A 25,672-nucleotide genomic window follows, 5' to 3' on the forward strand; every position below is an offset into this window, starting at 1 on the left:
GCCTCTGGCCAGCGTCAAATACTCAGTCCTGGGCGACCTTCACCACCAGTTTGCCGAAGTTGCGCCCTTCCAGCAGACCGATAAACGCCTCGGGCGCCTGCTCAAGGCCTTCGACCACGTCCTCGCGAAATTTGACCTTGCCGTCGCGCACCCACGGCACCATGTGGCTGACGAACTCAGGCTGACGGTCACCGTAGTCATCAAACACGATAAAGCCCTGAATGCGCACGCGTTTGGTCAGCAGTGTGCGCTGCAGCATCGGCAGGCGATCAGGACCTTGCGGCGCCTCGGAGGCGTTGTAGCCAGCAATCAGACCGCACAGCGGAATGCGCGCCTTGGGGTTGAGCAGCGGCACGACCGCGTCGAATACGTGGCCACCGACGTTTTCGTAATAGATGTCGATGCCTTTGGGGCAAGCCTTAGCCAGTTGTTCGGCGAAGTCTGCGGCCTTGTGATCGATGCAGGCGTCAAAACCCAACTCCTCGACCACGTACCTGCACTTCTCGGCACCGCCCGCCACGCCGACGGCGCGCAGGCCTTTGATCTTCGCCACTTGGCCGACCACCGAGCCGACCGCGCCGGAAGCGGCAGCCACCACCAATGTTTCGCCTTCTTTCGGCTGGCCGATGTCCATCAGGCCCATGTAGGCGGTCATGCCGGGCATGCCCAGCACACCGAGGGCCATCGACGGGCTCGGCAGCCCGGACGGGATTGGAATGATGTTACGGCCGTCGCTGATGCTGTGGCTCTGCCAACCGGTGGCGCCGACCACCAGATCGCCTTTATGAAACTTCGGATGACGTGAATCCTCGACACGGCTGACGGCACCGCCGGTCATCACTTCGCCAATTTCTACCGGCGCAGCGTAGGACGGCGCGTCGCTCATGCGCCCACGCATGTAGGGATCAAGCGACAGGTAGAGGGTTTTCAGCAGTACCTGACCGTCTTGCAGGTCCGGCAGGGCTTCGCGTTCGAGGCGGAAGTTTTCCGGGGTCGGCGCGCCAACCGGGCGTGAGGCAAGGACGATGCGTTGGTTAAGGGTAAGAGGGTCGGACATGTCAGCGTCTCCTGTGAATGAAGAATTCAGCGGGTATAGGGAGCAGACCGTTGCGGCATTTGGGCGTTCGATGTTTATTCAGTTATACCGAGGTGCATTCATTCGCGAGCAGGCTCGCTCCCACAGGGGAATGTATTGCAAATGTGGGAGCGAGCCTGCTCGCGAAGGCGGCCGCAAAGACACCGCACCTCCAAGAGCCAGAAACAAAAATGCCAGGCTCAATGCCTGGCATTTTGTGTAGCCCATCTGCCGCCGAATGGCGAATCAGAATGGCAGTTTCATACCGGCTGGCAGGTTCATGCCGGCAGTCATGCCGCCCATTTTTTCCTGGCTGCTGGCTTCGATCTTGCGCACGGCGTCGTTGACGGCGGCGGCGACCAGGTCTTCGATCACTTCACGGTCATCTTCGTCCAGCCCCGGCAGCAGGGTCGGGTCGATGCTGACGCGCTTGAGGTCGTGACGACCGGTCATAACCACGGTGACCATATCGCCGCCGGCCTTACCGGTGACTTCGGCGTTGGCCAGTTCTTCCTGCATCTTGGCCATTTTTTCCTGCATCTGCTGCGCCTGCTTCATCAGGCCGGCCATGCCACCTTTCATCATGGGAATCACCTCAAAAGTACTTGGATCAAAACAGCGCCCGGCCATGGAAGCCGAGCGCCTTCAGTTATTAGCCTTGGGTGACCAAGGCGTCGACAGGTTCAATAGTATCGTGTCGCACCACCGCGCCAAACTGCTGAACCATCTGCTGGATAAACGGATCGCCGTGAATCGACTCCTCCGCCTCTTGCTGACGGTTGGCACGGCGACGGGACGCGGCCTGGGCCGGGGTTTCCTGCTCAGGCTTGATCAGCTCGATGGTCAGGGTCAGCGTGCGCCCGTGGAACTGGTTCAATGCATCATTCAAACGACGCTGCTGCGTGGCGTTGAACAACGCGCTGTGCGCCGGATCGAGGTGCATCAGCCAATGGTCGCCATCAACCGCGATCAAGGTGCAATTGGCGGCGATGCTGCCGGTCATGCCGGAAATCGGCAATTTCGGGAACAGCTCCAGCCATTGCAACGCCAGACCTGTGGCCGGCGCCGCAGCGGGCTCTGGCTCGGGTTCCGGGGCCGGTTCGGCGGCGTGTTCGCTGGCCAGTTCATCAAGGTAGCTGTACGCCGAGTCGATGTCCGGCTCGATGTAATCCTCGTCCAGCGGCGGCTCGTCGTCCATGTCCATGCCCGACGTGGCGGCATCGACGTCGGCGACCGACGGCTCGGGAATTGGCGCGGCGGTCCATTCCGGTGCATCCGGGACGACGCTGTCCGGGGTCGGCAGCGGCATCGGCGGCAACTCGGGTTGCTCGGCGGCGGTTTCCAGCATGGGCTCGACGGCTGGCTGCTGGGCAGGCTCGGCTTCGGGCTCAGGCTCAGGCTCAGACTCAGACTCAACCGGATCATTCCAGGGCAGGTCGACGACTTCTTCAGCGACGACAGGCGTTGGCTCAGGTTCTGGCTCGGCAACGGGAGCAACCGGCGCAGGCTCGGGAGCCGGTGCAGGTGCAGTCTCTGGTGCAGCCATTGGCGCAGGAGCCGGCGCAACTACCGCAGCGACTACCGCCGCAGGTTTCGGCACGGCAGCCACGGAGTTTGCGGAATCAACTGTGGCCTGGCTGATCCCCACTGGCTTTAGCGGTTGCCTCGGGGCGTCCGCCGTGTCTGCGGGCCGGAAGGCCAGCATCCGCAGCAGGACCATCTCGAAACCGCCACGCGGATCCGGTGCCAGCGGTAAATCGCGACGCCCGATCAGGCCCATCTGGTAATAGAACTGCACGTCTTCGGCCGGCAAGGCCTGCGCCAGCGCCAACACCCGATCGCGGTCGCCCTGCCCATTGTCGACGCCTTCAGGCAGCGCCTGAGCGATGGCCACACGGTGCAGCACGTTGAGAATTTCCGAGAGCACGCCATTCCAGTCCGGACCTTGCTCGGCCAAGTGACGCACGCCTTCGAGCAATGCCTTGGCGTCGCCTTCGATCAACGCATGCAGGACGTCATAGACCTGTCCGTGATCGAGAGTGCCGAGCATCGCTCGCACATCGGTAGCGAGCACCTTGCCTTCGCCGAAAGCGATGGCCTGATCGGTCAGGCTCATGGCGTCCCGCATCGAACCGTCAGCAGCGCGACCGAGCAGCCACAGTGCATCGTCTTCGAACGGCACGTTTTCGGCAGTGAGAACGTGGGTCAGATGCTCGACCACGCGTTCCGGCGTCATGTTCTTCAGCGAGAACTGCAGGCAACGCGACAAAATCGTTGCCGGAAGTTTCTGCGGGTCAGTGGTCGCCAGAATGAACTTGACGTAGGGCGGCGGCTCTTCGAGGGTTTTCAGCAGCGCATTGAAGGAATGGCTGGAAAGCATGTGCACTTCGTCGATCAGGTAGACCTTGAAGCGCCCACGGCTTGGCGCGTACTGCACGTTGTCGAGCAGCTCGCGGGTGTCTTCGACCTTGGTGCGGCTCGCGGCGTCGATCTCGATCAGGTCGACAAAGCGGCCCTCATCGATTTCACGGCACACCGAACACTCGCCGCACGGGCTGGAAGTGATACCTGTCTCACAGTTCAGGCATTTGGCAATGATCCGCGCAATCGTGGTTTTACCCACCCCGCGCGTACCGGTGAACAGGTACGCGTGGTGCAGCCGCTGGCTGTCCAAGGCATTGATCAGAGCCTTGAGCACATGGGTCTGGCCGACCATTTCGCGGAACGAGCGCGGACGCCATTTACGTGCAAGAACCTGATAACTCATCGAAAACCGTCGCAACGAAGGAAGCTGAAGCGGCTAATGCTAGCGGAGCAAGGGCAAAATTGCATCCGGTGTCCTTCTCTAATATGACTAAGCTGCATCAGCAGAGGCTTTTATCGGCTCGGGACGGGGAAATACCGGAGCGTTTATGCGTTGGGCCGTGGGGGCACTGCTGGGAATCAGCCTGAGCGTAACGGCAGCGGAAACCCCGTTGCGCTTCGCCATGCCCGACAGCTGGGCGATGCCGATGGTGCAATTCGAACGCGGCCGACCGACGCAGGGCATTCTCTACGACATGATGCTCAGCCTGGCGACTCAGGTCGCAATGCCCGCCGAATTCCACGTCCTGCCGCGCGCCCGGGTGCAGAGCGCGATGGAACACGGCGAAATTGATGTGCGCTGCTATGCCGCACAGTCGTGGCTGCCGAATCAGTCGGGGGATTACATCTGGAGTCTGCCGCTGTTTTTTCAGCGGGATTTGTTGATCAGCCGCAAGGATCAGCCAGTCAGTGCCGATCCCGCGCACCTGCCCCGCCAATCCATCGGCACTGTCCTCGGCTACACCTACCCCACGCTGCAACCACTGTTCGATGCTGATCGCCTGCAACGTGAAGATGCGCGCAATCAGGAACAGGTGCTGGAGAAGCTGCTGGCCGGGCGTTATCGCTATGCGGTGAGCAATCAGTGGACGCTGGACTGGTTTAACCAGCGCTTGATGCCCGCGCAACAACTGCAAGGGGTGGCAGTGCTGCAAGAACAGAAGGTCGGTTGCTATGTGAGGAATGACCCGAAAGTGCCAGTGCAGCGGATCTTGCGCACGTTGCTGCGGATGAAAATGTCGGGGGAGATTGATGAGATTATCCGGCTCTACACCGGCCAATCCGACAACACCCCATAACCCCTGTAGGAGCAAGGCTTGCCCGCGAAGGCGGTGTGTCAGGTTCAATCCATGTGGCTGACACACTGCCTTCGCGGGCAAGCCTTGCTCCTACGGAATTTTTGTCAGGAGGAGCGTTTGTATTGATCTGGTAAATCACAGGCACAAAAAAACCGCAGTGGGCGAAACCCATGCAGTTCTGGTTGGAGCGTTCGATTGTTCGTTAAGGTGGTAACCCCACCAGCCACACCCCGGCACACAATGTTCCCGCTGTGGCTGCTGCCTTCCGGCTCTGACCAGGTTCACGGGTAATCGTTGCGGGGGGACCGATGGGGTCACCATAACGACGCTTGCCTGTCGGCGAGCCGCGCCATTGTACCTATCTGAGACGAAGTTACAACCGTTGGTTGCAGATTAAAAATATGAAGCGCTTCAAGGACATAAAGATCGCAGCCTGCGGCAGCTCCTACATGGATCCGCACTCTCCTGCAGGAGCGCCGCAGGCTGCGATCTATTGCCGTTACAGGGCCAATACCTCGTCCGCTTTGCCACCCGCTTGCTGGATCACCAGATGAATGAAGTGCAGCTTGGCAATCGCAGCCGCCGGTAGCACGAACGGGTAGAAATCCGGTTGGCCCATGCTGCGCGACAATTCGTTGAGCATCCCCGCCAGTTCGATCCACGCGTTGACGAACGCCAGGAACGCCTCGCCGCCGGGATGCTCCGGGTCGTACAGCGTGCTGGGCGGAAACGGCTGATAGTCGAAATCCATTTCCCGTGCGCTCATGCCGAAGCCCAGCGCCGTGTCTACCGCGTCCATCATGTGCAGGTAATGCGCCCAGGTTTCCGCCCAGTCTTCCCACGGGTGCATGGTTGCGTAGGCGCTGACGTAGTGCTGCGGCCAGTCGAGTGGTGCGCCTTGCTGGTAATGACGATCCAGCGCCTCGGCGTAACTCGCGCGTTCGTCGCCAAACAGGTTGCGGAAAGCGTCGAGCCATGGACCGTTGGCAATCAGGCGATCCCAGTAATAGTGACCGACCTCATGGCGGAAATGCCCAAGCAGCGTGCGATACGGCTCGTGCATCTGCGCCCTCACCTGCTCGCGGTGGGCGTCGTCGGCTTCCTTGATATCGAGGGTGATCAGGCCGTTGGCATGACCGGTCATCGGCGCGTTGCCTTCGAGGTCGACGCCGATGAAATCGAAGGCCAGGCCGGTGTCTTCATCCACGGTTTTCGGGATGACCTTCAAGCCGAGGGTGATCAGTTGCGCGACGAGACGCCGCTTGGCGATTTCGACTTTGCGCCAGCGCTCGGGATTGTCCGGGTCGGACAGGTCGGGGATGGTGCGGTTGAGGCTGCAGGCGACGCATAAAGCGTCGTCGACGTTGGCCGGCAACAGCCAATTGCACGCAGCGGGTGTGTCGAGGTTGGCGCAGCGGCGATAGAGACCCGCGCCAGGATCGGCATCCAGCGTCCACGTGCCGTTCTCCGCAGCGGGCGACAATGAGGTGATGCGACTTTCTTCCGGTTGGTAGCCGAGCAAGGCGTTGCAAGCGAGGCACTGGCTGTTGCGAAAGAACAACGACTGGCCGCAACGGCACGGCCAGACTTTGCTGTTACGCGAGGATTCGCCCATGAACGGCGCGATGATGCGGGAACTGAGCTGCTCGAAAAAGCGGTGCATGGCGATCTCTCCCTGGGGCTTGCCAAGACTAGATCATTCCCATGACAACATCGTTCCCACCCATAACAGCGCAAACAGGTGATAACACCATTGTGGCGAGGGGATTTATCCCCGTTGGGTTGCGAAGCGACCCCAAATCCATACAACGCGGTAAATCAGGTGTACCGAGCCGTATGGTTTTGCGACGACTGCGTCGCCGAACGCGGATAAATCCCGTCGCCACAGGGGTTCGCGTTAAACCTGGAGTCCATGGGTTTTGAGGAAGGCGATGAACGCTTCTTCGTCCATCACTTTCACACCCAGTTCATTGGCCTTGGTCAGCTTCGAACCAGCGCCCGGTCCCGCTACCACGCAATGGGTTTTCGCCGACACCGAACCGGCGACTTTCGCGCCGAGACTTTCCAGATGCTCCTTGGCGACGTCACGACTCATCAGCTCGACCTTGCCGGTCAACACCCAGGTCTCGCCGGACAACGGCAGGCCTTCGACGACTTTCTTCTCGCTCTGCCAATGCATGCCGAAATCACGCAACTGCTTCTCGGAGGCCTCGGCCAGTTGCCGGTTCTCAGGCGAGGCAAAAAACTCGCGAACCGAATTCGCCTGCTTCTCCGGCAATGCCTGACGCATGTCCAGCCAATCGGCGTTCATCACCGCTTCCAGCGAACCGAACTTGTCGGCCAGTTTCTGCGCACCGCCCGGTCCCACCGAAGGGATGTGCAGTTTGTCGAGGAAACCACCGAGCGTGGTGCTGGCGGCGAACTCGGCGCCCAGTTCACCCTGATCCTGAATCTGCAAACCATGACCGAGCAATTCAGTAATCACCTGCTGGTTATGCGCATCTTCAAAGAAGCTGTGAATCTCGTGCGCGACTTCCAGACCGACATCCGGCAGATACGTCAGCACTTGCGGCAAGGCTTGCTGCACACGCTCCAGCGAGCCCAGCGAGCGCGCCAGCACCTTGGCCGTCTCTTCGCCGACATCGGGAATACCGAGCGCATAGATGAACCGCGCCAGACTCGGCTTTTTGCTGTCTTCAATAGCCGCTAGAAGCTTGTTGCTCGAGACCTCGGCAAAGCCTTCCAGGTCGACGATGTCGTCAAATTTCAGCGCGTACAGATCGGCTGGCGAACTGACCAGACCTTCATCGACCAACTGCTCGACACTCTTGTCGCCCAGGCCTTCGATGTCCATCGCTCGACGCGAAACGAAGTGGATGATCGCCTGCTTCAGTTGCGCACCGCAGGCCAGACGCCCGACGCAGCGATACACCGCACCTTCGCTGACGGTTTCCTTGCCTTTGCTGCGCTTGATCAGTTGCGTGCGCTCGACGTGCGAGCCGCACACCGGGCAGCTTTCGGGAATCGCCACTGGCCGGGCGTTTTCCGGGCGGCGCTCCAGCACCACTTGCACCACTTGCGGGATCACATCACCAGCACGGCGAATGATTACGGTGTCACCGATCATCAGCCCCAGCCGCGCCACTTCATCCATGTTGTGCAGCGTGGCGTTGGCCACGGTGACGCCGGCAACCTTGACCGGTTTCAGTCGTGCCACCGGCGTAACAGCGCCAGTACGGCCGACCTGGAACTCGACGTCGAGCAACTCGGTGAGTTCTTCCATCGCCGGGAATTTATGCGCAATCGCCCAGCGCGGTTCGCGGGCGCGGAAGCCCAGTTCGCGCTGATCGGCAATGCTGTTGACCTTGAACACCACGCCGTCGATTTCATACGTCAGCGAGCTACGGCGCTCGCCGATGTCGCGGTAGTAATCGAGGCACTCGTCGATGCCCTTGGCCAGTTTCAGCTCGTGGCTGATCGGCATGCCCCATTTCTGCAACTGCTTGAGGTTGCCGATGTGGGTGTCGGCAATATCGTGGGAAACCTGACCGATGCCGTAGCAGCAGAATTCCAGCGGACGATTGGCGGTGATCTTCGAATCCAGCTGACGCAAGCTGCCGGCAGCTGCATTGCGCGGGTTGGCGAAGGTCTTGCCACCGATTTCCAGCTGCGAGGCGTTGAGGCGCTCGAAACCGGCCTTGGACATGAAGACTTCGCCGCGCACTTCCAGAGTCGCGGGCCAGCCTTCGCCGTGCAGCTTCAGCGGAATGTTGCGCACGGTGCGCACGTTGACGCTGATGTCTTCACCGGTGGTGCCGTCGCCGCGTGTGGCGCCGCGTACCAGCACGCCGTCCTGATACAACAGGCTGACCGCCAGGCCATCGAGCTTTGGCTCGCAACTGTATTCCACCGCCGCGCTGCCGCCGAACAGATCGCCGACCGGCAGATCCAGACCTTCCGTTACGCGGCGATCAAACTCGCGCATGTCGGTTTCTTCGAAGGCATTACCGAGGCTGAGCATCGGCACTTCGTGACGTACCTGTGTGAACGCGGTGAGCGCCACGCTGCCGACACGCTGGGTCGGCGAGTCGCTGGTGACCAGTTCCGGGTTGGCCGCCTCCAGCGCCTTGAGCTCATGGAACAACCGGTCGTACTCGGCGTCCGGAATACTCGGCTCGTCGAGGACGTGGTAGCGGTAGTTGTGCTGATCGAGTTCAGCGCGCAGCTCGATAATGCGGTTTTTGGCGGCGGTCATGGATGGTCTCTCATAAAGCAAAAGAGCAGCCGAGGCTGCTCAATCTTTCAAATCATTGTAGGAGCAAAGCTTGCTCGCGATGGCGTTCTTGAGATCGCTTCGCGAGCAAGCTCTGCTCCTACGAGTTTCAGCGCTTCTGGGTCAGGGCGCGACGTTCGAACTCGACGATGCGCTGACGGTAGTGTTCGATGGTCTGCGCGGTCAACACGCTGCGCTGGTCATCTTTCAGCTCACCGTTCAGTTCCTGCGACAGCTTGCGGGCTGCAGCCACCATCACGTCGAAGGCTTGCTTCGGGTGACGCGGGCCTGGCAGGCCGAGGAAGAAGCTCACCGCAGGCGTGCTGAAATGGTCGATGTCGTCCAGATCAAAGATGCCCGGCTTGACCGCATTGGCCATGGAGAACAGCACTTCACCGTTGCCGGCCATGCTTTCGTGACGGTGGAAGATATCCATCTCGCCGAAACGCAGACCGCTTTCCAGAATGTTCTGCAACAGTGCCGGGCCTTTGAAGCCGGCAGCGTCGCGGCAGATCACGCTGATCACCAAAACTTCTTCAGCTTGCGGCTGATCCTTGTCGACAACCGCCGGCGAAGGCTTGCTGTCTTCAACGAAATCGTCATCGCGGCTGCTGAAGCTCGGGCCGTCATCCAGATCGAGGTTAAGGTTCAGGTCACCCTGAGCCGGACCATTGCTGCCACGTTTGCCACGTTTCGAACCGGATTCGCGAGGCTCGCGTGCTTCGCGGGCCGGCATGCTCACCGACGGCAGATCGTGTTCGTCCAGCTGCGGTTCTTTATGGTTGTCCAGGACGCGGGCCGGGCCCAACAGCTCGGCGCTGGTGTCCTCGTCCGGCAGGTTGGACAGACTTCGGTCAAGACGGAATTTCAGTTTTCCCTTGCCGCCGCGCATACGGCGCCAGCCATCGAAAAGAATACCGGCTATCACAATGATGCCGATGACGATCAGCCACTCGCGCAGACCGATTTCCATGTAATCCCGTGCCTCTATAAAAAATGCTGAAAAATAAGGGGTTTACACTGTGCAAACCGCTTTAAAACGTGGCGCCAACTCTATGTTCTGACAGGCGTTTTGCCCACGTATACGAAAAATTGACATTAAACTAGCACGACCAAAGACAACTTTACACCGTCTGTCGAAATCGCTGCGCAAATTGTGTCGATTTGCCACTTTCATTCAAATAGTCAGCCTGTTGTCATCTTTGCGCAGCTCAGCTGCAAGTCTCGAGCTATAAGCCACAAGCTCTTCTCTTGCAGCTCGCAGCTTATCGCTCGAAGCTGCGCCGCTAGGCGTCCACCATCGCCATCGCCTCCTCGACATCCACGGCTACCAGTCGCGAACAACCCGGTTCATGCATCGTTACGCCCATCAACTGCTCGGCCATTTCCATGGCGATCTTGTTGTGGGTGATATAGATGAACTGCACGGTCTGCGACATCTCTTTGACCAATCGTGCGTAGCGTCCAACGTTAGCGTCATCCAGCGGTGCGTCAACTTCATCAAGCATGCAGAACGGCGCCGGGTTCAACTTGAAGATCGCAAAAACCAGTGCCAGCGCCGTCAGGGCTTTTTCCCCGCCGGAGAGCAAATGGATGGTGCTGTTCTTCTTCCCTGGCGGCTGCGCCATGATCGTTACCCCTGTATCGAGTAGATCTTCGCCCGTCAGTTCCAAATACGCCCGCCCACCACCGAAAACTTTTGGGAAAAGTGCCTGTAAACCGCCATTGATCTGATCAAAGGTATCTTTAAAGCGGTTTCGGGTTTCCTTGTCGATCTTGCGGATAACGTTTTCCAGGGTGTCCAGTGCTTCGACCAGATCGGCGTCTTGGGCATCCAGATAACGTTTACGCTCGGACTGTTGCGTGTATTCGTCGATGGCCGCGAGGTTGATCGCGCCCAAGCGTTGAATCCGCGCACTGATGCGTTCGAGTTCTTCTTCGGCTTCACGTTCACTGGCTTGCGCAGTTAATGTCGCGAGCACGCCGTTTAGATCGTAGCCGTCTTCGAGCAATTGATCCTGCAACGCCTTGCGGCGCACGGTCAGGGCTTGCCATTCCATGCGCTGTTGTTCGAGTTGGCCGCGAATCAACTGCGATTGCTGTTCGGCCTGGGTCCGGCGTTTTTCCGCGTCGCGCAGTTCGCGGTCGGCGTCTTCCAGAGCGATCTGCGCGGTCTTGAGTTCTTCGTCGACAGTCATGCGCTTGTCGAGCAGCTCTTCGAGTTTCAGGCGCAGCTCTTCCAGCGGCGCCTCGCCCTCCTCCAGGTTCAGACTCAACTGCTCGCGTTTTTCGGTGAGGCGCTCGGCCTGCATTTCCAGACGCTCCAGCGCCTGACGCGTGGAGTCGTGCTGGGCGCGCAACGAGCCGAGGCGCACGGCCAGTTGATGGGCGTGATCCTTGTGCTGACGCGCTTCCTGACGCACTCGATCGAGGCGCTCGCGCAGACTGTCGCGCTGGGCCAGCAGCAATTCGCGCTGCTCGGTGTCCAGCGCCATCGCGTCGAGGGCTTCCTGCAACTGCATGCGCGCTTCGCCAACCTGCTCGTGCTCAAGCTCACGTTGCTCGCCGAGCTCGACGAGTTCCTCATCGAGGCGCGTCCGGCGCAAGGTCAATTGTTCGGCCTTGGCTTTACCGGCGGACAGTTGGGCTTTGAGTTCACCTTGCTGACGCGCTTCGTCTTGCAGCAAACGACGCAAATGTTCGCGGCCGTTTTCCTGCTGACGCTGTCGCGCACGCAGGGTTTGCAGACGGGTTTCCATGGCCTCGACCGTGGCTTCTTTCTCTTCGCGCTCGAGGTGCAACGCTTCGATTTCCTGGCCACGGGCAAGCATGCCGCTTTCCGCTTCACTGGCCCGACGCACACGCAGGAAGTGCCGACCGATCCAGTAACCATCACGACTGATCAGGCTCTCGCCAGCGCTCAACTGCCCGCGCAAGGCCAGCGCGTGCTCGAGGCTATCGACCGGTTTGACCTGACCGAGCCACGGCGACAGATCGATCTGTGCATCGACTTTATCCAGCAAGCTGCCCGCCACCCGCACGCCATCGCTGGCCGGGCTGAGCAGGCGCAGATCACCTTGGGTGAACCCGGACAAATCGAAGCCGCTGAAATCGTCTACCAGCACCGCTTGCAGGTCAGCGCCGAGCACGGTTTCCACCGCCAGCTCCCAACCCGCCTCGACCTTCAGGCCTTCGGCCAGGCGCGGGCGCTCGGCGAGATTGTGCTCCTTTAGCCATTCGGCGGTACCAGTGCCCGGATCGAGGGCAGCTTGCTGCAGAGCTTCAAGGGACGCCAGGCGACCATTGAGGCGCTGCAAATCACCCTGCGCCTGTTGCTGCGCGGTCAGTGCCTGCTGCAATTCCTGACGCAATTGCTCAAGCTTTTCGACCTGCGCTTCTTCGCTGGTCTGCAAATCTTCAAGGGTCGCTTCGGACTCGGCGAGCTGCTCGTTGAGCTCCATGATCGCCGCGTCTTCCGGATCCGCCGAGAGCAGCGCGCGCTCTTCGCCGAGACGTTTCTGCCGATCGGCGAGGCGCTCCATGCTGGTTTCCAGTTGCTGGATGCGCGACTGCTGCACTTCGGCCTGACGGCGCGGTTCGGCGGCGGTCAGGTTGAAGGTGTCCCACTGCTCCTGCCAGCCGTGCATGACGCTTTCGGAATCTTCCAGCGCAGCAGCGGCTTCTTCGGCGGCAGCGCTGGTGACTTCCTGTTCGGGGGTGAGCATGTCCAGCTCTTCGCCGAGGGTCAGCAGCAACGTGCGGTCGTGACCGAGGTGCGACTCGGTTTCCAGTCGGGCGCGCTCGGCTTCTTTCAGATCGTCCTGCAATTGACGCAGACGTTGCTGGCCGTGCTGGATGCTCTGCTCGACCCGGGCGATGTCGCCGCCGACCGAATAGAAGCGCCCCTGCACCAGATTGAAGCGTTCTGACAGATCATGGTGCCCGTCGCGCAGCCGTTCGATGGCCGCGTCGGCATTGCGTTGCTCGGCGACTAGCGCTTCGAAGCTGACTTCCTGAGTACCGATGATCGACTCGCGCTGGCCGACCTGATCGTTCAGATCCTGCCAGCGCAGGGCCGACAGTTGCGCCTTGAGCTGACGCTCTTCGGCTTTGAATTCCTGATACTTCTTCGCCGCTTCAGCCTGGCGGTGCAGGCGTTCGAGTTGACGCTCAAGCTCTTCACGCAGGTCGGTCAGGCGAGCGAGGTTTTCGTGGGTGCGGCGGATCCGGTTTTCGGTCTCGCGCCGACGCTCCTTGTACTTGGAGATGCCGGCGGCTTCTTCGATGAAGTTACGCAGGTCTTCGGGCTTGGACTCGATCAGCTTGGAGATCATCCCCTGCTCGATGATCGAGTAGCTGCGCGGGCCGAGGCCGGTGCCGAGGAAGATATCGGTGATGTCGCGACGACGGCATTTTGTGCCGTTGAGGTAATAAGTAGTCTGGCTGTCGCGGGTCACTTTGCGGCGAATGGAAATCTCCGCGTAGGCCGCGTATTCGCCCAGCAGCGTGCCATCGGAGTTATCGAAAACCAGCTCGATACTCGCCTGACTCACCGGTTTACGACTGGTCGAGCCATTGAAGATGACATCGGTCATCGACTCGCCGCGGAGGTTCTTCGCCGAACTTTCGCCCATCACCCAGCGCACGGCGTCGATGATATTCGACTTGCCGCAACCGTTCGGCCCGACGACTGCCGCCATGTTACTGGGGAAGTTCACCGTGGTCGGGTCGACGAAGGATTTGAATCCCGCCAGCTTGATGCACTTGAGCCGCACGCTTAGGCGACCGTCAGGGCAGACACCACCAGATCGCAGCTGCGCTGGGCGTACGCCGTCAGCACGATGCGGATCTGCGGCAAATCACGGGCAAGCACGGCGGCCAGCAAGCGCTCGAACAGTTCGAGGAACTCGCTCATGGAGGCCTTGCGCTGTTCGAGGGCGAGGAAGTAGGCGCGGCTCATGGCCGGTTGCAGGTTCTCGACCGTTTCCTGCAGGTACGGGTTGTTGGCGAATGGATAGGCGGCGCGCATCACGCTGAAGCTGTCGTCGACAAACGCACGGATGTCCTGGCGCTCGAAGCTGGCGGTCAGGCGCTGCTGGATTTGCACGAACGGCGCCATGTCGGCCTGCACTTGCCAGCCATTGGCCACCGAGTTGCCAAGCAGGATGTACAGCTCGCTCATCAGCGTGCACAGGCTCTGCACCTTGTGCGGCGTCAGCTCGGTGACGTGCGCACCACGGCGCGGCAGGATCGCGATCAGGTGGCGGCGTTCGAGGATCAGCAGGGCTTCGCGGACCGATCCGCGACTGACATTGAGTGCCAGCGTGACCTTCTGTTCCTGGATGCGCTCTCCTGGCTTCATTTCGCCACGAATGATGCGTTCGGCGAGGTGGTGAGCAATTTGCTCGGCGAGGCTGTCCGGCGCCTTGAACGTCATGGTTGTCCTTCAAACTCTATCGATCTGCACAAGCGGCGCAGTGTAGCGCAAATGCAGGCCCATGGCGGAGTGCCCACTCAGCGGTTTTTGGCACGAATCCCGCAAAAAAGCAGGGGATCCAATGAGGGTCAATACTGAATAGACACGTTGTTGATCGACGAAATGCATTTTCTTGACCTTTAAGTCAGAAAACCATTGACCGAAAAGTCAGAGCTGCTAAATTCGGCTCAAGTCGGTTAACAACAATAATGAGTCTGCGAGGCCTTCCGTGATCCAGTTTTTACTTAACCAGGAACTCCGTAGCGAGCACGCCCTGGACCCGAATCTGACTGTGCTCAATTACTTGCGCGAACACGTAGGCAAATCGGGCACCAAAGAAGGTTGCGCCAGCGGTGACTGCGGCGCCTGCACCGTGGTGGTCGGCGAGTTGCAAACGGATGACGCTGGCCGCGAATACATTCGTTATCGCAGCCTCAACTCATGCCTGACCTTTGTTTCGTCGCTGCACGGCAAACAACTGATCAGCGTCGAAGACCTCAAGCACAAGGGCGAACTGCACAGCGTGCAGAAAGCCATGGTCGAGTGCCACGGCTCGCAGTGCGGTTTCTGCACCCCCGGTTTCGTCATGTCGCTGTTCGCCCTGCAAAAGAACAGCGATGCGCCCGATCACGCCAAGGCCCACGAAGCGCTGGCCGGCAACCTCTGTCGCTGCACCGGCTACCGTCCGATTCTGGCGGCAGCCGAGCAATCGTGCTGCGGCAAACAACCGGATCAGTTCGATGCCCGCGAAGCCGACACCATCGCCCGCCTCAAAGCCATTGCCCCGACCGATATCGGCGAACTGAACAGTGGCGACAAACGCTGCCTGGTGCCGCTGACCGTCGCTGATCTGGCCGATCTCTACGACGCCTACCCGCAAGCACGCCTGCTCGCTGGCGGTACCGATCTGGCGCTGGAAGTTACCCAATTTCACCGCACCTTGCCGGTGATGATCTACGTTGGCAACGTCGCTGAAATGAAGCGCATCGAAACCTTCGATGACCGCATCGAAATCGGCGCCGCCACTGCCCTCTCCGACTGCTACGAAGCGCTGAACGCCGAGTACCCGGACTTCGGCGAATTGCTGCATCGCTTCGCCTCCCTGCAGATTCGCAATCAGGGCACGCTCGGCGGCAACATCGGCAACGCCTCGCCAATCGGTGACTCGCCACCGCTGCTGATCGCCCTCGGCGCGCAGGTCGTACTGTGCAAAGGCGAAACCCGCCGCACGCTGAACCTCGATGATTACTTCATCGACTACAAAGTCACTGCGCGCCAGGAAAGTGAGTTCATCGAGAAAATCATCGTCCCGCGCGCCAGCGCCGAACAGCGTTTCCGCGCTTACAAAGTTTCCAAACGTCTGGACGACGACATCTCCGCCGTCTGCGCCGCCTTCAACCTGCGCGTCGAAAACGGCGTGATCACTGATGCGCGCATGGCCTTCGGCGGCATGGCCGCAATCCCCAAACGCGCCACTCACTGCGAAGCCGTGTTGATCGGTCAGCCGTTCAACAACGCCGTGGTCGAACGCGCCTGCGCCGCCCTGGCCGAAGATTTCACCCCGCTCTCGGACTTCCGCGCCAGCAAGGAATATCGCCTGCTCAGCGCGCAGAACCTGCTGCGCAAATACTTCATCGAACTGCAAACACCGCACATCGAGACTCGGGTGACCGCTTATGTCTAACCATCACGGCGTAGAAAAAACCCAGGCTGAACTGGCTGAATTGTTCGCCAAGGATCTGACTTCTGGCGTCGGCCGCAGCGTCAAGCACGACAGCGCCGCCAAGCACGTGTCCGGTGAAGCGCAGTACATCGATGATCGTCTGGAATTTCCGAACCAGTTGCACCTGTACGCACGCATGTCGGACCGCGCCCACGCGAAAATCATCAGCATCGACACCAGGCCCTGCTACGCCTTCGAAGGCGTGCGCATCGCCATCACTCACGAAGACGTCCCGGGCCTGAAAGACATCGGCCCGCTGATGCCGGGCGACCCGCTGCTGGCCATCGATGACGTGCAATTCGTTGGTCAACCGGTGCTCGCCGTTGCCGCGAAAGATCTGGAAACCGCGCGTAAAGCGGCGATGGCCGCGATCATCGAATATGAAGATCTCGAGCCGGTGCTCGACGTGGTCGAAGCGCTGCGCAAACGCCACTTCGTGCTCGACAGCCACACTCATCAACGCGGCGATTCGGTTTCCGCTTTGGCGACCGCTGAACACCGCATTCAGGGCACGCTGCACATTGGCGGTCAGGAACACTTTTATCTGGAGACGCAGATCTCCTCGGTGATGCCGACTGAAGACGGCGGCATGATCGTCTACTGCTCCACGCAGAACCCGACCGAAGTGCAGAAACTGGTCGCCGAAGTGCTCGACGTGTCGATGAACAAGATCGTCGTCGACATGCGCCGCATGGGCGGTGGTTTCGGCGGCAAGGAAACTCAGGCAGCGAGCCCGGCGTGCCTGTGTGCGGTGGTTGCGCACCTCACCGGCCAGCCGACCAAGATGCGCCTGCCACGTGTCGAAGACATGCTGATGACCGGCAAGCGTCACCCGTTCTACGTCGAATACGACGTCGGCTTCGACAGCACCGGGCGCCTGCACGGGATCAACATGGACCTGGCCGGCAACTGCGGCTGCTCGCCGGATTTGTCTGCTTCGATCGTTGACCGGGCGATGTTCCACTCGGACAACTCGTACTACCTGGGCGACGCGACCATTCACGGTCACCGCTGCAAGACCAACACCGCCTCGAACACCGCTTACCGTGGTTTCGGTGGCCCGCAAGGCATGGTCGCAATCGAAGAAGTGATGGACGCGATTGCACGTCACCTGCACCTCGATCCGCTCGCCGTGCGCAAGGCTAACTACTACGGCAAGACCGAGCGCAACGTCACCCATTACTACCAGACCGTCGAGCACAACATGCTCGAAGAAATGACTGCCGAACTGGAAGAAAGCAGCCAGTATCACGAACGCCGCGAAGCGATCCGTCGCTACAACGCCAACAGCCCGATCCTGAAAAAAGGCCTGGCGCTGACGCCGGTAAAATTCGGCATTTCCTTCACCGCGAGTTTCTTGAACCAGGCCGGTGCGCTGATCCACATCTACACCGACGGCAGCATCCACTTGAACCACGGCGGCACGGAAATGGGTCAGGGCCTCAACACCAAAGTTGCGCAGGTCGTGGCCGAAGTGTTCCAGGTGGAAATCGATCGCGTGCAGATCACCGCGACCAACACCGACAAAGTGCCGAACACCTCGCCGACCGCGGCGTCGAGCGGCGCCGACCTCAACGGTAAAGCCGCGCAGAATGCCGCCGAGATCATCAAAAAACGCCTGGTCGAATTCGCCGCACGTCACTACAAAGTCAGTGAAGAAGATGTCGAATTCCACAACGGCCATGTGCGTGTTCGCGACCATATTCTGACCTTTGAAGCGCTGATCCAGCAGGCGTATTTCAATCAGGTTTCGCTGTCGAGTACCGGGTTCTACAAGACCCCGAAAATCTTCTACGACCGCAGCCAGGCACGCGGTCGTCCGTTCTACTACTTCGCCTTCGGCGCGGCGTGCTGCGAAGTGATCGTCGACACCCTCACCGGCGAGTACAAGATGCTGCGTACCGACATTCTTCATGACGTCGGCGCCTCGCTGAACCCGTCCATCGACATCGGCCAGGTCGAAGGTGGCTTCATCCAGGGCATGGGCTGGCTGACCATGGAAGAGCTGGTCTGGAACAACAAAGGCAAGCTGATGACCAATGGCCCGGCCAGCTACAAGATCCCGGCCGTGGCGGACATGCCGCTCGACCTGCGGGTGAAGCTGGTGGAAAACCGCAAGAACCCGGAAGACACGGTGTTCCATTCCAAGGCTGTCGGTGAACCGCCGTTCATGCTCGGGATTGCGTCGTGGTGCGCGATCAAGGACGCGGTGGCGAGCCTGGGTGACTATATGCATCAGCCGCAGATTGATGCGCCGGCGACGCCGGAGCGAGTGTTGTGGGGTTGCGAGCAGATGCGGCAGTTGAAGGCGGTAAAAGCCGTCGAAGCTGAGACCGAGTTGGCTCCGCTCTAGAACCGAGGCGCGGCTTTCGCGAGCAAGATTTGCTCCTACAAGGATCGCGTAGCCCTTGTAGGAGCATGGCTTGCCAGCGATGAGGCCCGAACAGACAACGAAGATGTCGAGGTGAACATGTACAACTGGATCGACGCCCTCGCCGACCTGCAGAATCAGGGCGAACCCTGTGTTCTGGTGACGATCATCGAAGAACTCGGCTCGACCCCGCGTAACGCCGGCTCGAAAATGGTCGTCAGCGCCCGCCAGACGTTCGACACCATCGGTGGCGGGCATCTGGAATACAAAGCCATGCAGATCGCTCGCGAGATGCTCGCCAGCGGCAAGCAGGACACGCATCTGGAGCGCTTCAGCCTCGGCGCCAGCCTTGGCCAGTGCTGCGGCGGCGCCACCGTGTTGCTGTTCGAACCGATGGGCCAGGTGCAGGCGCAGATTGCCGTATTCGGTGCCGGCCACGTTGGCCGCGCATTGGTGCCGTTGCTCGCCAGCCTGCCCTGCCGCGTGCGCTGGATCGATTCGCGGGAAGAGGAATTCCCCGAACAGATTCCTCACGGCGTGCGTAAAATCGTCGCCGAAGAGCCTGTCGATGAAATCGATGACCTGCCCGCCGGCAGTTACTGCATCGTCATGACCCACAACCATCAGCTTGATCTGGAGCTGACCGCCGCGATCCTCAAGCGCAACGATTTCACCTGGTTCGGCCTGATCGGCTCGAAGACCAAACGTGCCAAATTCGAACACCGTTTGCGTGATCGCGGTTTCGACGCCAGCGTCGTGCAACGTATGCGCTGCCCGATGGGCATCAGCGAAGTCAAAGGCAAATTGCCTGTGGAAATCGCCATCTCCATCGCCGGCGAAATCATCGCCACCTATAACGCCAATTTCGGCCAGCACACTGCCAGCGCCGAACCGATTGCCAAACTGTTGCCGCTTTCCCGGCGCAGTCAGGCCGCCAAACTCAAAGCCTCAAACTGATTAGAGAACCCTCATGCCTCTGACTCGCAAAGCCTACCGCGCCGCCATCCTGCACAGCATCGCCGACCCCGCCGAGGTCGGGATCGAAGCCTCCTACGAATATTTCGAGGATGGCCTGCTGGTGGTCGATGGCGGCAAGATCAGCGCCCTCGGCCACGCCAGCGATCTGCTGCCAACCCTGCCGGCTGACATTGAAATCGAGCACTACAAAGACGCCCTGATCACCCCAGGCTTCATCGACACGCACATCCACCTGCCGCAAACCGGCATGGTCGGTGCCTACGGCGAGCAACTGCTCGACTGGCTGAACACCTACACCTTCCCTTGCGAAAGCCAGTTCGGCGACAAGGCTCACGCCGATGAAGTGGCGGACATTTTCATCAAGGAACTGCTGCGTAACGGCACCACCACGGCGCTGGTATTCGGCAGCGTGCACCCGCAATCGGTGAAGTCGTTCTTCGAAGCGGCCGAGAAGCTCGACCTGCGGATGATCGCCGGCAAGGTGATGATGGATCGCAACGCGCCGGACTATCTGACCGACACCGCCGAATCCAGCTACGTCGAGAGCAAAGCGCTGATCGAACGCTGGCACGGCAAGGGCCGCTTGCACTATGCGGTCACGCCACGTTTCGCACCGACCAGCACCCCGGAACAGCTGACCCTCGCCGGCCAATTGCTGACTGAATACCCGGATCTGTACATGCAGACCCACATCAGCGAGAACCTCAAGGAAATCGAGTGGGTCAAGGAACTGTTCCCGGAGCGCAAAGGCTATCTGGACGTTTACGATCACTACCAACTGCTCGGCGAGCGCTCGGTATTCGCCCACGGCGTTCACCTGTGCGACGACGAGTGCGCGCGCCTGGCGCAAACCGGCTCGGCCGTTTCGTTCTGCCCGACGTCGAACCTGTTCCTGGGCAGCGGCTTGTTCAACTTGCCGATGGCCGAGAAGCACAAGCTCAATGTAGGCCTGGGCACTGATGTGGGCGGCGGCACCAGTTTCTCGTTGCTGCAAACGCTGAACGAAGCCTACAAGGTGATGCAACTGCAAGGTGCGCGGTTGAGTCCGTTCAAGTCGCTGTATCTGGCGACTTTGGGCGGTGCGCGGGCGCTGCGTCTGGAAGACCGGATCGGCAACTTGCAACCGGGTTCCGACGCCGACTTCCTGGTGCTGGACTACAACGCCACGCCACTGTTGAGCTATCGCTTGAAGCAGGCCAACAACATTGCCGAGACGCTGTTTGTGTTGATGACGCTGGGCGATGACCGCACGGTGCAGCAGACGTACGCGGCGGGTGCGTTGGTGCATCAGCGCTGATTTTTCCCAAGGCATAAAAAAATCCCCCGGTGGTGTTCACCCCGGGGGATTTTTTGTTGCCCGTCAGATCGCCTTCGCGAGCAAGTTCGCTCCCACAGTTAACCTCATTTCCTCTGACAGAATGCGGTTGAATGTGGGAGCGAGCCTGCTCGCGAAGGGGTCGACTCGGTATCAGCTTAGAGCTTGGCCGCAGGGCGACCCGGCTTCTTGGTCTGCAACAAATGCGAGAACACCGCATGCAGATCGTCCGACGCGCCTTCCTCATCGAGGTTGAGCTTGCTGTCGATGTGATCCATGTGATGCATCATCAGGTTCACTGCCAGCTCGCCGTCGCGCTTTTCGATGGCGTCGATCAACTGGGTGTGTTCGTCATAGGAACAGTGCGAACGGTTGCCGCTTTCATATTGGGCAATGATCAGCGAAGTTTGCGACACCAGGCTGCGCTGGAAGCTGATCAACGGTGCATTCATCGCCGCTTCGGCCAGTTTCAGGTGAAACTCGCCCGACAGACGAATACCGGCGCCGCGATCACCGCGCGAGAAGCTGTCGCGCTCGTCGTTGACCATCTGGCGCAACTCGGCGATTTGCTCGGCGGTAGCGTGCTGCACAGCCAGTTCGGTAATCGCACGCTCGACCAGACGGCGGGCGAGGAACACCTGACGCGCTTCTTCGACGCTCGGGCTGGCGACTACGGCGCCACGGTTCGGCCGCAACAGTACGACGCCTTCATGGGCCAGACGCGACAACGCGCGGCGAATGATGGTGCGGCTGACCCCAAAAATCTCCCCCAGCGCTTCTTCGCTCAACTTGGTGCCTGGCGCCAGACGCTGTTCGAGGATGGCCTCGAAGATATGCGCGTAGACAATATCGTCCTGGGTTCCGCTGCGGCCGGCTTTGCCTGCTCGCGGTTGTTTCTTGAGGGGTTGCAACTGTTCGTTCATGGGCACTCGAGTCGGGAGAACTGCGGCGAATAGACCGTGACTGTAATACGGCACAGTAGGTCGCTGGCAAGTATCGCGTAAAAAACACCGCGATTGTACACAATGGATGGTGGCAACACGACTGTATGGCTGTTTGTGACCGCGGCTGTATTGCAACGATCCGTTACGATTGAGTTTAGGCTTGATCGCAGAATCCGCCTTCAGCGCACAACCCCTGTAGGAGTGAGCCTGCTCGCGATGGCGGTGTGTCATTCGAATTATTGTTGAATGACACACCGCCATCGCGAGCAGGCTCACTCCTACAAGGGTTTGCGTCAAAGGGGACATCTTCACTGGTATAAGGAACATCGCCGTCATGAATGACGCCACGCACACTCAACTGCGTCCCTTTTCCGACACATCGCCTTCGGCCATCGTCGCCGGGTTCATTGCGATGATGACCGGCTATACCAGTTCGCTGGTGCTGATGTTCCAGGCCGGGCAAGCGGCGGGCCTGAGCAGTGGGCAGATTTCTTCGTGGATCTGGGCGATTTCGATTGGTATGGCAGTGTGTTCGATTGGCCTGTCGCTGCGCTATCGCACGCCGATCACCATCGCCTGGTCGACACCCGGCGCGGCGTTGCTGATCACCAGCCTGGGCGGTGTCAGCTACGGTGAGGCCATCGGCGCCTACGTCACTTGCGCGGTACTGGTGACCATTTGCGGCCTGACCGGCAGCTTCGAACGACTGGTGAAAAAGATCCCGGCCTCCTTGGCAGCGGCATTGCTGGCGGGAATTCTGTTCAAGATCGGCAGCGAAATCTTCGTCGCCGCGCAACACCGTACCGGTCTGGTGCTGGGCATGTTCTTCACTTATCTGGTGGTCAAGCGCCTGTCGCCACGCTATGCGGTGCTCGCGGCCCTGCTGATCGGCACTGCGCTGTCGGGCTTCATGGGACTGTTGGACTTCAGCGGCTTTCACCTGGAAGTGGCGACGCCGGTGTGGACGACGCCGCACTTCTCGCTGGCCGCGACCATCAGCATCGGCATTCCGTTGTTCGTGGTGGCGATGACTTCGCAGAACATGCCTGGCATCGCCGTATTACGCGCTGACGGCTACAACGTCCCGGCCTCGCCGCTGATTACCACCACCGGTATCGCCTCGCTGCTGCTGGCGCCATTTGGCTCGCACGGGATCAACCTCGCGGCGATCAGCGCTGCAATCTGCACCGGGCCGCACGCCCATGAAGATCGCAACAAGCGCTATACGGCAGCGGTCTGGTGCGGGATTTTCTACGGGATTGCCGGAGTGTTCGGCGCCACGCTGGCCGCATTGTTCGCAGCGCTGCCGAAGGAACTGGTGCTGTCGATTGCGGCATTGGCGTTGTTTGGCTCGATCATCAATGGCTTGAGCATCGCCATGACGGAAGTGAAGGAGCGTGAGGCGGCGTTGATCACCTTTATGGTGACGGCGTCGGGGCTGACGCTGTTTTCCATTGGGTCGGCGTTTTGGGGGATTGTTGCGGGGGTGTTGACGTTGGTGATTTTGAATTGGCGCAAAGCGTAAGGTCAAAAGCCCCTCACCCTAGCCCTCTCCCCGAGGGAGAGGGGACTGACCGAGGTGTTTGAAAGACATACGCCGAAGTGGGATACGGAGTCGAACTCAAATTTTGAAAAGCCCATCAATCGGCCCCCTCTCCAGGGGGAGAGGGCTGGGGTGAGGGGTAGATTCACCGCCAAACTAAAGCCGAACGCCCCTCACGCAGACGAAAAAAAACGGCGACCCGAAGGTCGCCGTTTTTTCAGTATCACTTAGCCGCGTTGATCGGCTTTTCCGGATACCAAACGTCCAGCAGCGGGCTGACTTCATACTTGGTCAGCTCGGAGCGGGTTTTCAGCCAGGCTTCAACGGCAGCACGCTGCTCTTCGTTGACCGAGCCACGCTTCTGCAGGCAAACCAGACCGAAGTCATCGCCGCCAACATAACCCAGACCATTGGCTTCCATGGCTTCTTTGATGAAGGCTTCGAGGAAAGCGTCAATGGCTTCTTCGGACAAGTCTTCTTTGAAGTCCAGGTTCAGCTCGAAACCCAGCTCTTGAAATTCATCAACGCACAGTTTTTTGCGCAGACGCTGGGAACGGTTAGTCGCCATTGGAACAATCCTCTTAAGTAAATACGGCCGGCACTTTACCAGTTTAAGCAATCGATTGCCCGACTCTCTGGACATACAGCCCGACCGCCTGTAAAAAATCAGCGAATCGCCACCCCGGGGAAGGCACAATCGGTTACACCTTGGGGCATAATGCCGACACTTTCGTGACCACTGAGGGCTTTTTCATCCATGTCCTCGTCTTTTTCCCCCTCGGCTGTAGGGTTTTATTTCATATGATCAAATCGTTGCGTCCACTGTTTCTCGCCGGCCTTCTTCTGCCTCTGGCGCTGCCTGTTTCTGCTGCCACCATCAATACTTCCCTGACCCCCAACGTCGAAAAGGCCCTCAAGGCGAGCAAATTGCAGCCTAATGCCCTGTCGCTGGTGATGATCCCGCTGGACGGCCCGGGCACGCCAACCGTGTTCAACGCCGACGTCTCGGTCAACCCGGCCTCGACCATGAAGCTGGTCACCACTTACGCGGCGCTGGAAATGCTCGGCCCCAATCACCAGTGGAAAACCGAGTTCTACACCGACGGCGACCTGAATGGCGGCATCCTCAACGGCAACCTCTACCTCAAGGGTGGTGGCGATCCGAAACTGAACATGGAAAAACTCTGGCTGCTGATGCGCGACCTGCGCGCCAACGGCGTCACCCAGATCACTGGCGACCTGATCCTCGACCGCAACTTCTTCGTGCAGCCGCAGTTGCCGGAGTTCAACGATGACGGCAACGACGAGAACAAGCCGTTTCTGGTCAAACCCGACTCGTTGCTGGTCAACCTCAAGGCCCTGCGCTTTGTCGCCCGCAACGATAATGGCCGGGTGCTGATTTCGGTGGAGCCACCGATTGCCAGCGTGCGCATTGAAAACACCGTTAAAGCCCTGCCCTCCAAACAATGCACCGGCGGCGTGCGCTACAACCCGGTGCCAGAGGCTGATGGCAGCGTGACCGTGACCGTGGCCGGCCAGTTGGGCGAAGGTTGCAGCTCGCAGACTTATCTCTCGCTGCTCGACCACGCCACCTACACCGCCGGCGCCGTGCGGGCGATCTGGAAAGAACTCGGCGGCAGCATCCAGGGCAAGGATCGTCTGGCCGCAACCCCAAGCAACGCCAAACTGCTGGCGCGTGCTTATTCGCCGGATCTGGCGGAAATCATCCGCGACATCAACAAATACAGTAACAACACCATGGCTCAGCAACTGTTCCTGAGCCTCGGACAAAAATTCCGCAACGACGCCGATGGTGACGACGCCAAGGCAGCGCAGCGCGTGGTGCGTCAGTGGCTGGCGAAGAAAGGCATCACCGCGCCGCACCTGGTGATGGAGAACGGTTCCGGTTTGTCCCGTGCCGAACGCGTCAGCGCGCGTGAAATGGCCGGCATGCTGCAGGCCGCCTGGCACAGCCCGTATGCCGCTGAATACATCAGCTCGCTGCCGATTGCCGGCACCGACGGCACCATGCGCAAACGCTTGAAGACCACAGCAATGCGCGGTGAGGCTCACGTCAAGACCGGCACTTTGAATACCGTACGCGCGATTGCCGGCTTCAGCCGCGACGTGAATGGCAATACCTGGGCGGTGGTGGCGATCCTCAACGACAAGGCGCCGTTTGGTGCATCGTCGGTGCTGGATCAAGTGCTGCTGGATCTCTACAAACAGCCGAGATTGCCGCAGACCGCTTCGGTGCTGTAACGCAAGCTAAGCAACATCACCAAACCCTGTGGGAGCTGGCTTGCCAGCGA

The 25,672-nt window shown here is 60.0% G+C and carries 17 protein-coding genes and 1 other RNA gene; 7 read left to right on the top strand and 11 right to left on the bottom strand.

Annotated elements, in window-relative coordinates; genetic code table 11:
- Positions 1–22: 22 nt before the first annotated feature.
- From JFT81_RS10365 to dnaX, 3 genes are all read right to left on the bottom strand, one after another.
- Positions 23–1,057, bottom strand: a complete 1,035-nt coding sequence (locus JFT81_RS10365; protein WP_201227240.1) for an NADP-dependent oxidoreductase — start codon at positions 1,055–1,057, stop codon at positions 23–25.
- A 264-nt stretch (positions 1,058–1,321) separates the two neighbouring features.
- Positions 1,322–1,660, bottom strand: a complete 339-nt coding sequence (locus JFT81_RS10370) for a YbaB/EbfC family nucleoid-associated protein (RefSeq protein WP_053118768.1) — start codon at positions 1,658–1,660, stop codon at positions 1,322–1,324.
- A 67-nt stretch (positions 1,661–1,727) separates the two neighbouring features.
- Complete coding sequence (dnaX, locus tag JFT81_RS10375) at positions 1,728–3,842, bottom strand: DNA polymerase III subunit gamma/tau (RefSeq protein ID WP_201227241.1); 2,115 nt, start codon at positions 3,840–3,842, stop codon at positions 1,728–1,730.
- 145 nt (positions 3,843–3,987) lie between these two features.
- Between dnaX and JFT81_RS10380 the strand changes: the two genes are divergently transcribed.
- Positions 3,988–4,737 carry a transporter substrate-binding domain-containing protein gene (locus tag JFT81_RS10380; protein WP_201227242.1) on the top strand — a complete coding sequence of 250 codons (750 nt, stop codon included), beginning with the start codon at positions 3,988–3,990 and terminating at the stop codon, positions 4,735–4,737.
- Between the two features lie 214 nt (positions 4,738–4,951).
- Here the strand turns inward: JFT81_RS10380 and ffs are convergent.
- The 6 genes from ffs to JFT81_RS10410 all read right to left on the bottom strand — a co-directional run bounded on the left by ffs (position 4,952) and on the right by JFT81_RS10410 (position 14,447).
- Positions 4,952–5,048: signal recognition particle sRNA small type (gene ffs, locus JFT81_RS10385), an RNA gene on the bottom strand.
- Between the two features lie 188 nt (positions 5,049–5,236).
- Entirely contained in the window at positions 5,237–6,400 is a 1,164-nt protein-coding gene (locus tag JFT81_RS10390) for a putative zinc-binding peptidase (RefSeq protein ID WP_201227243.1), read from the bottom strand.
- 234 nt (positions 6,401–6,634) lie between these two features.
- The gene (ligA, locus tag JFT81_RS10395) at positions 6,635–8,992 is read right to left on the bottom strand and encodes an NAD-dependent DNA ligase LigA (protein ID WP_201227244.1); all 2,358 of its coding nucleotides are present in this window, start codon (positions 8,990–8,992) and stop codon (positions 6,635–6,637) included.
- 127 nt (positions 8,993–9,119) lie between these two features.
- Positions 9,120–9,983, bottom strand: a complete 864-nt coding sequence (gene zipA, locus JFT81_RS10400; RefSeq protein WP_201227245.1) for a cell division protein ZipA — start codon at positions 9,981–9,983, stop codon at positions 9,120–9,122.
- Between the two features lie 313 nt (positions 9,984–10,296).
- Positions 10,297–13,785 (bottom strand): chromosome segregation protein SMC, encoded by a 3,489-nt coding sequence (gene smc, locus JFT81_RS10405; RefSeq protein ID WP_201227246.1) that lies wholly within the window; start codon positions 13,783–13,785, stop codon positions 10,297–10,299.
- A gap of 2 nt (positions 13,786–13,787) precedes the next feature.
- On the bottom strand, positions 13,788–14,447 hold the full coding sequence (locus tag JFT81_RS10410) for a GntR family transcriptional regulator (RefSeq protein WP_201227247.1): 660 nt from the start codon (positions 14,445–14,447) through the stop codon (positions 13,788–13,790).
- A gap of 268 nt (positions 14,448–14,715) precedes the next feature.
- On the opposite strand from JFT81_RS10410, the gene xdhA reads away from it, so the two are divergent.
- The 4 genes from xdhA (at position 14,716) to guaD (ending at position 20,855) form a co-directional block, all read left to right on the top strand.
- On the top strand, positions 14,716–16,170 hold the full coding sequence (xdhA, locus tag JFT81_RS10415; protein WP_201227248.1) for a xanthine dehydrogenase small subunit: 1,455 nt from the start codon (positions 14,716–14,718) through the stop codon (positions 16,168–16,170).
- The gene (gene xdhB / locus JFT81_RS10420; RefSeq protein WP_201227249.1) at positions 16,163–18,562 is read left to right on the top strand and encodes a xanthine dehydrogenase molybdopterin binding subunit; all 2,400 of its coding nucleotides are present in this window, start codon (positions 16,163–16,165) and stop codon (positions 18,560–18,562) included. Before xdhA ends, xdhB begins: the two co-directional genes overlap by 8 nt.
- A gap of 117 nt (positions 18,563–18,679) precedes the next feature.
- Positions 18,680–19,537 (top strand): xanthine dehydrogenase accessory protein XdhC, encoded by an 858-nt coding sequence (xdhC, locus tag JFT81_RS10425; protein ID WP_201227250.1) that lies wholly within the window; start codon positions 18,680–18,682, stop codon positions 19,535–19,537.
- Positions 19,538–19,550: 13 nt separating this feature from the next.
- On the top strand, positions 19,551–20,855 hold the full coding sequence (guaD, locus tag JFT81_RS10430; protein ID WP_201227251.1) for a guanine deaminase: 1,305 nt from the start codon (positions 19,551–19,553) through the stop codon (positions 20,853–20,855).
- Between the two features lie 176 nt (positions 20,856–21,031).
- On the opposite strand, the gene JFT81_RS10435 is transcribed toward guaD, so the two are convergent.
- Positions 21,032–21,796: a GntR family transcriptional regulator gene (locus JFT81_RS10435; RefSeq protein WP_007918375.1), complete on the bottom strand. Its 765-nt coding sequence runs from the start codon at positions 21,794–21,796 to the stop codon at positions 21,032–21,034.
- 355 nt (positions 21,797–22,151) lie between these two features.
- Between JFT81_RS10435 and JFT81_RS10440 the strand changes: the two genes are divergently transcribed.
- Entirely contained in the window at positions 22,152–23,342 is a 1,191-nt protein-coding gene (locus JFT81_RS10440) for a benzoate/H(+) symporter BenE family transporter (RefSeq protein WP_201227252.1), read from the top strand.
- Between the two features lie 241 nt (positions 23,343–23,583).
- On the opposite strand, the gene JFT81_RS10445 is transcribed toward JFT81_RS10440, so the two are convergent.
- The gene (locus tag JFT81_RS10445; protein WP_007916365.1) at positions 23,584–23,928 is read right to left on the bottom strand and encodes a YggL family protein; all 345 of its coding nucleotides are present in this window, start codon (positions 23,926–23,928) and stop codon (positions 23,584–23,586) included.
- A gap of 233 nt (positions 23,929–24,161) precedes the next feature.
- Here JFT81_RS10445 and dacB point away from each other — a divergent pair, with 233 nt between their 5' ends.
- Positions 24,162–25,622, top strand: coding sequence for a D-alanyl-D-alanine carboxypeptidase/D-alanyl-D-alanine-endopeptidase (gene dacB / locus JFT81_RS10450; RefSeq protein ID WP_201227253.1), 1,461 nt, complete (start codon positions 24,162–24,164; stop codon positions 25,620–25,622).
- Positions 25,623–25,672 lie beyond the last annotated feature (50 nt).

Origin of the sequence: Pseudomonas sp. TH43 (assembly GCF_016650635.1) — a bacterium.
GTDB lineage: Bacteria > Pseudomonadota > Gammaproteobacteria > Pseudomonadales > Pseudomonadaceae > Aquipseudomonas.

Bases quoted from the DNA above. Each gene is read 5' to 3' on its own strand.
- JFT81_RS10365 (WP_201227240.1), bottom strand. From the start codon at position 1,057: ATGTCCGACCCTCTTACCCTTAACCAACGCATCGTCCTTGCCTCACGC.
- JFT81_RS10370 (WP_053118768.1), bottom strand. From the start codon at position 1,660: ATGATGAAAGGTGGCATGGCCGGCCTGATGAAGCAGGCGCAGCAGATG.
- dnaX (WP_201227241.1), bottom strand. From the start codon at position 3,842: ATGAGTTATCAGGTTCTTGCACGTAAATGGCGTCCGCGCTCGTTCCGC.
- JFT81_RS10380 (WP_201227242.1), top strand. From the start codon at position 3,988: ATGCGTTGGGCCGTGGGGGCACTGCTGGGAATCAGCCTGAGCGTAACG.
- JFT81_RS10390 (WP_201227243.1), bottom strand. From the start codon at position 6,400: ATGCACCGCTTTTTCGAGCAGCTCAGTTCCCGCATCATCGCGCCGTTC.
- ligA (WP_201227244.1), bottom strand. From the start codon at position 8,992: ATGACCGCCGCCAAAAACCGCATTATCGAGCTGCGCGCTGAACTCGAT.
- zipA (WP_201227245.1), bottom strand. From the start codon at position 9,983: ATGGAAATCGGTCTGCGCGAGTGGCTGATCGTCATCGGCATCATTGTG.
- JFT81_RS10410 (WP_201227247.1), bottom strand. From the start codon at position 14,447: ATGACGTTCAAGGCGCCGGACAGCCTCGCCGAGCAAATTGCTCACCAC.
- xdhB (WP_201227249.1), top strand. From the start codon at position 16,163: ATGTCTAACCATCACGGCGTAGAAAAAACCCAGGCTGAACTGGCTGAA.
- xdhC (WP_201227250.1), top strand. From the start codon at position 18,680: ATGTACAACTGGATCGACGCCCTCGCCGACCTGCAGAATCAGGGCGAA.
- guaD (WP_201227251.1), top strand. From the start codon at position 19,551: ATGCCTCTGACTCGCAAAGCCTACCGCGCCGCCATCCTGCACAGCATC.
- JFT81_RS10435 (WP_007918375.1), bottom strand. From the start codon at position 21,796: ATGAACGAACAGTTGCAACCCCTCAAGAAACAACCGCGAGCAGGCAAA.
- JFT81_RS10440 (WP_201227252.1), top strand. From the start codon at position 22,152: ATGAATGACGCCACGCACACTCAACTGCGTCCCTTTTCCGACACATCG.
- JFT81_RS10445 (WP_007916365.1), bottom strand. From the start codon at position 23,928: ATGGCGACTAACCGTTCCCAGCGTCTGCGCAAAAAACTGTGCGTTGAT.
- dacB (WP_201227253.1), top strand. From the start codon at position 24,162: ATGATCAAATCGTTGCGTCCACTGTTTCTCGCCGGCCTTCTTCTGCCT.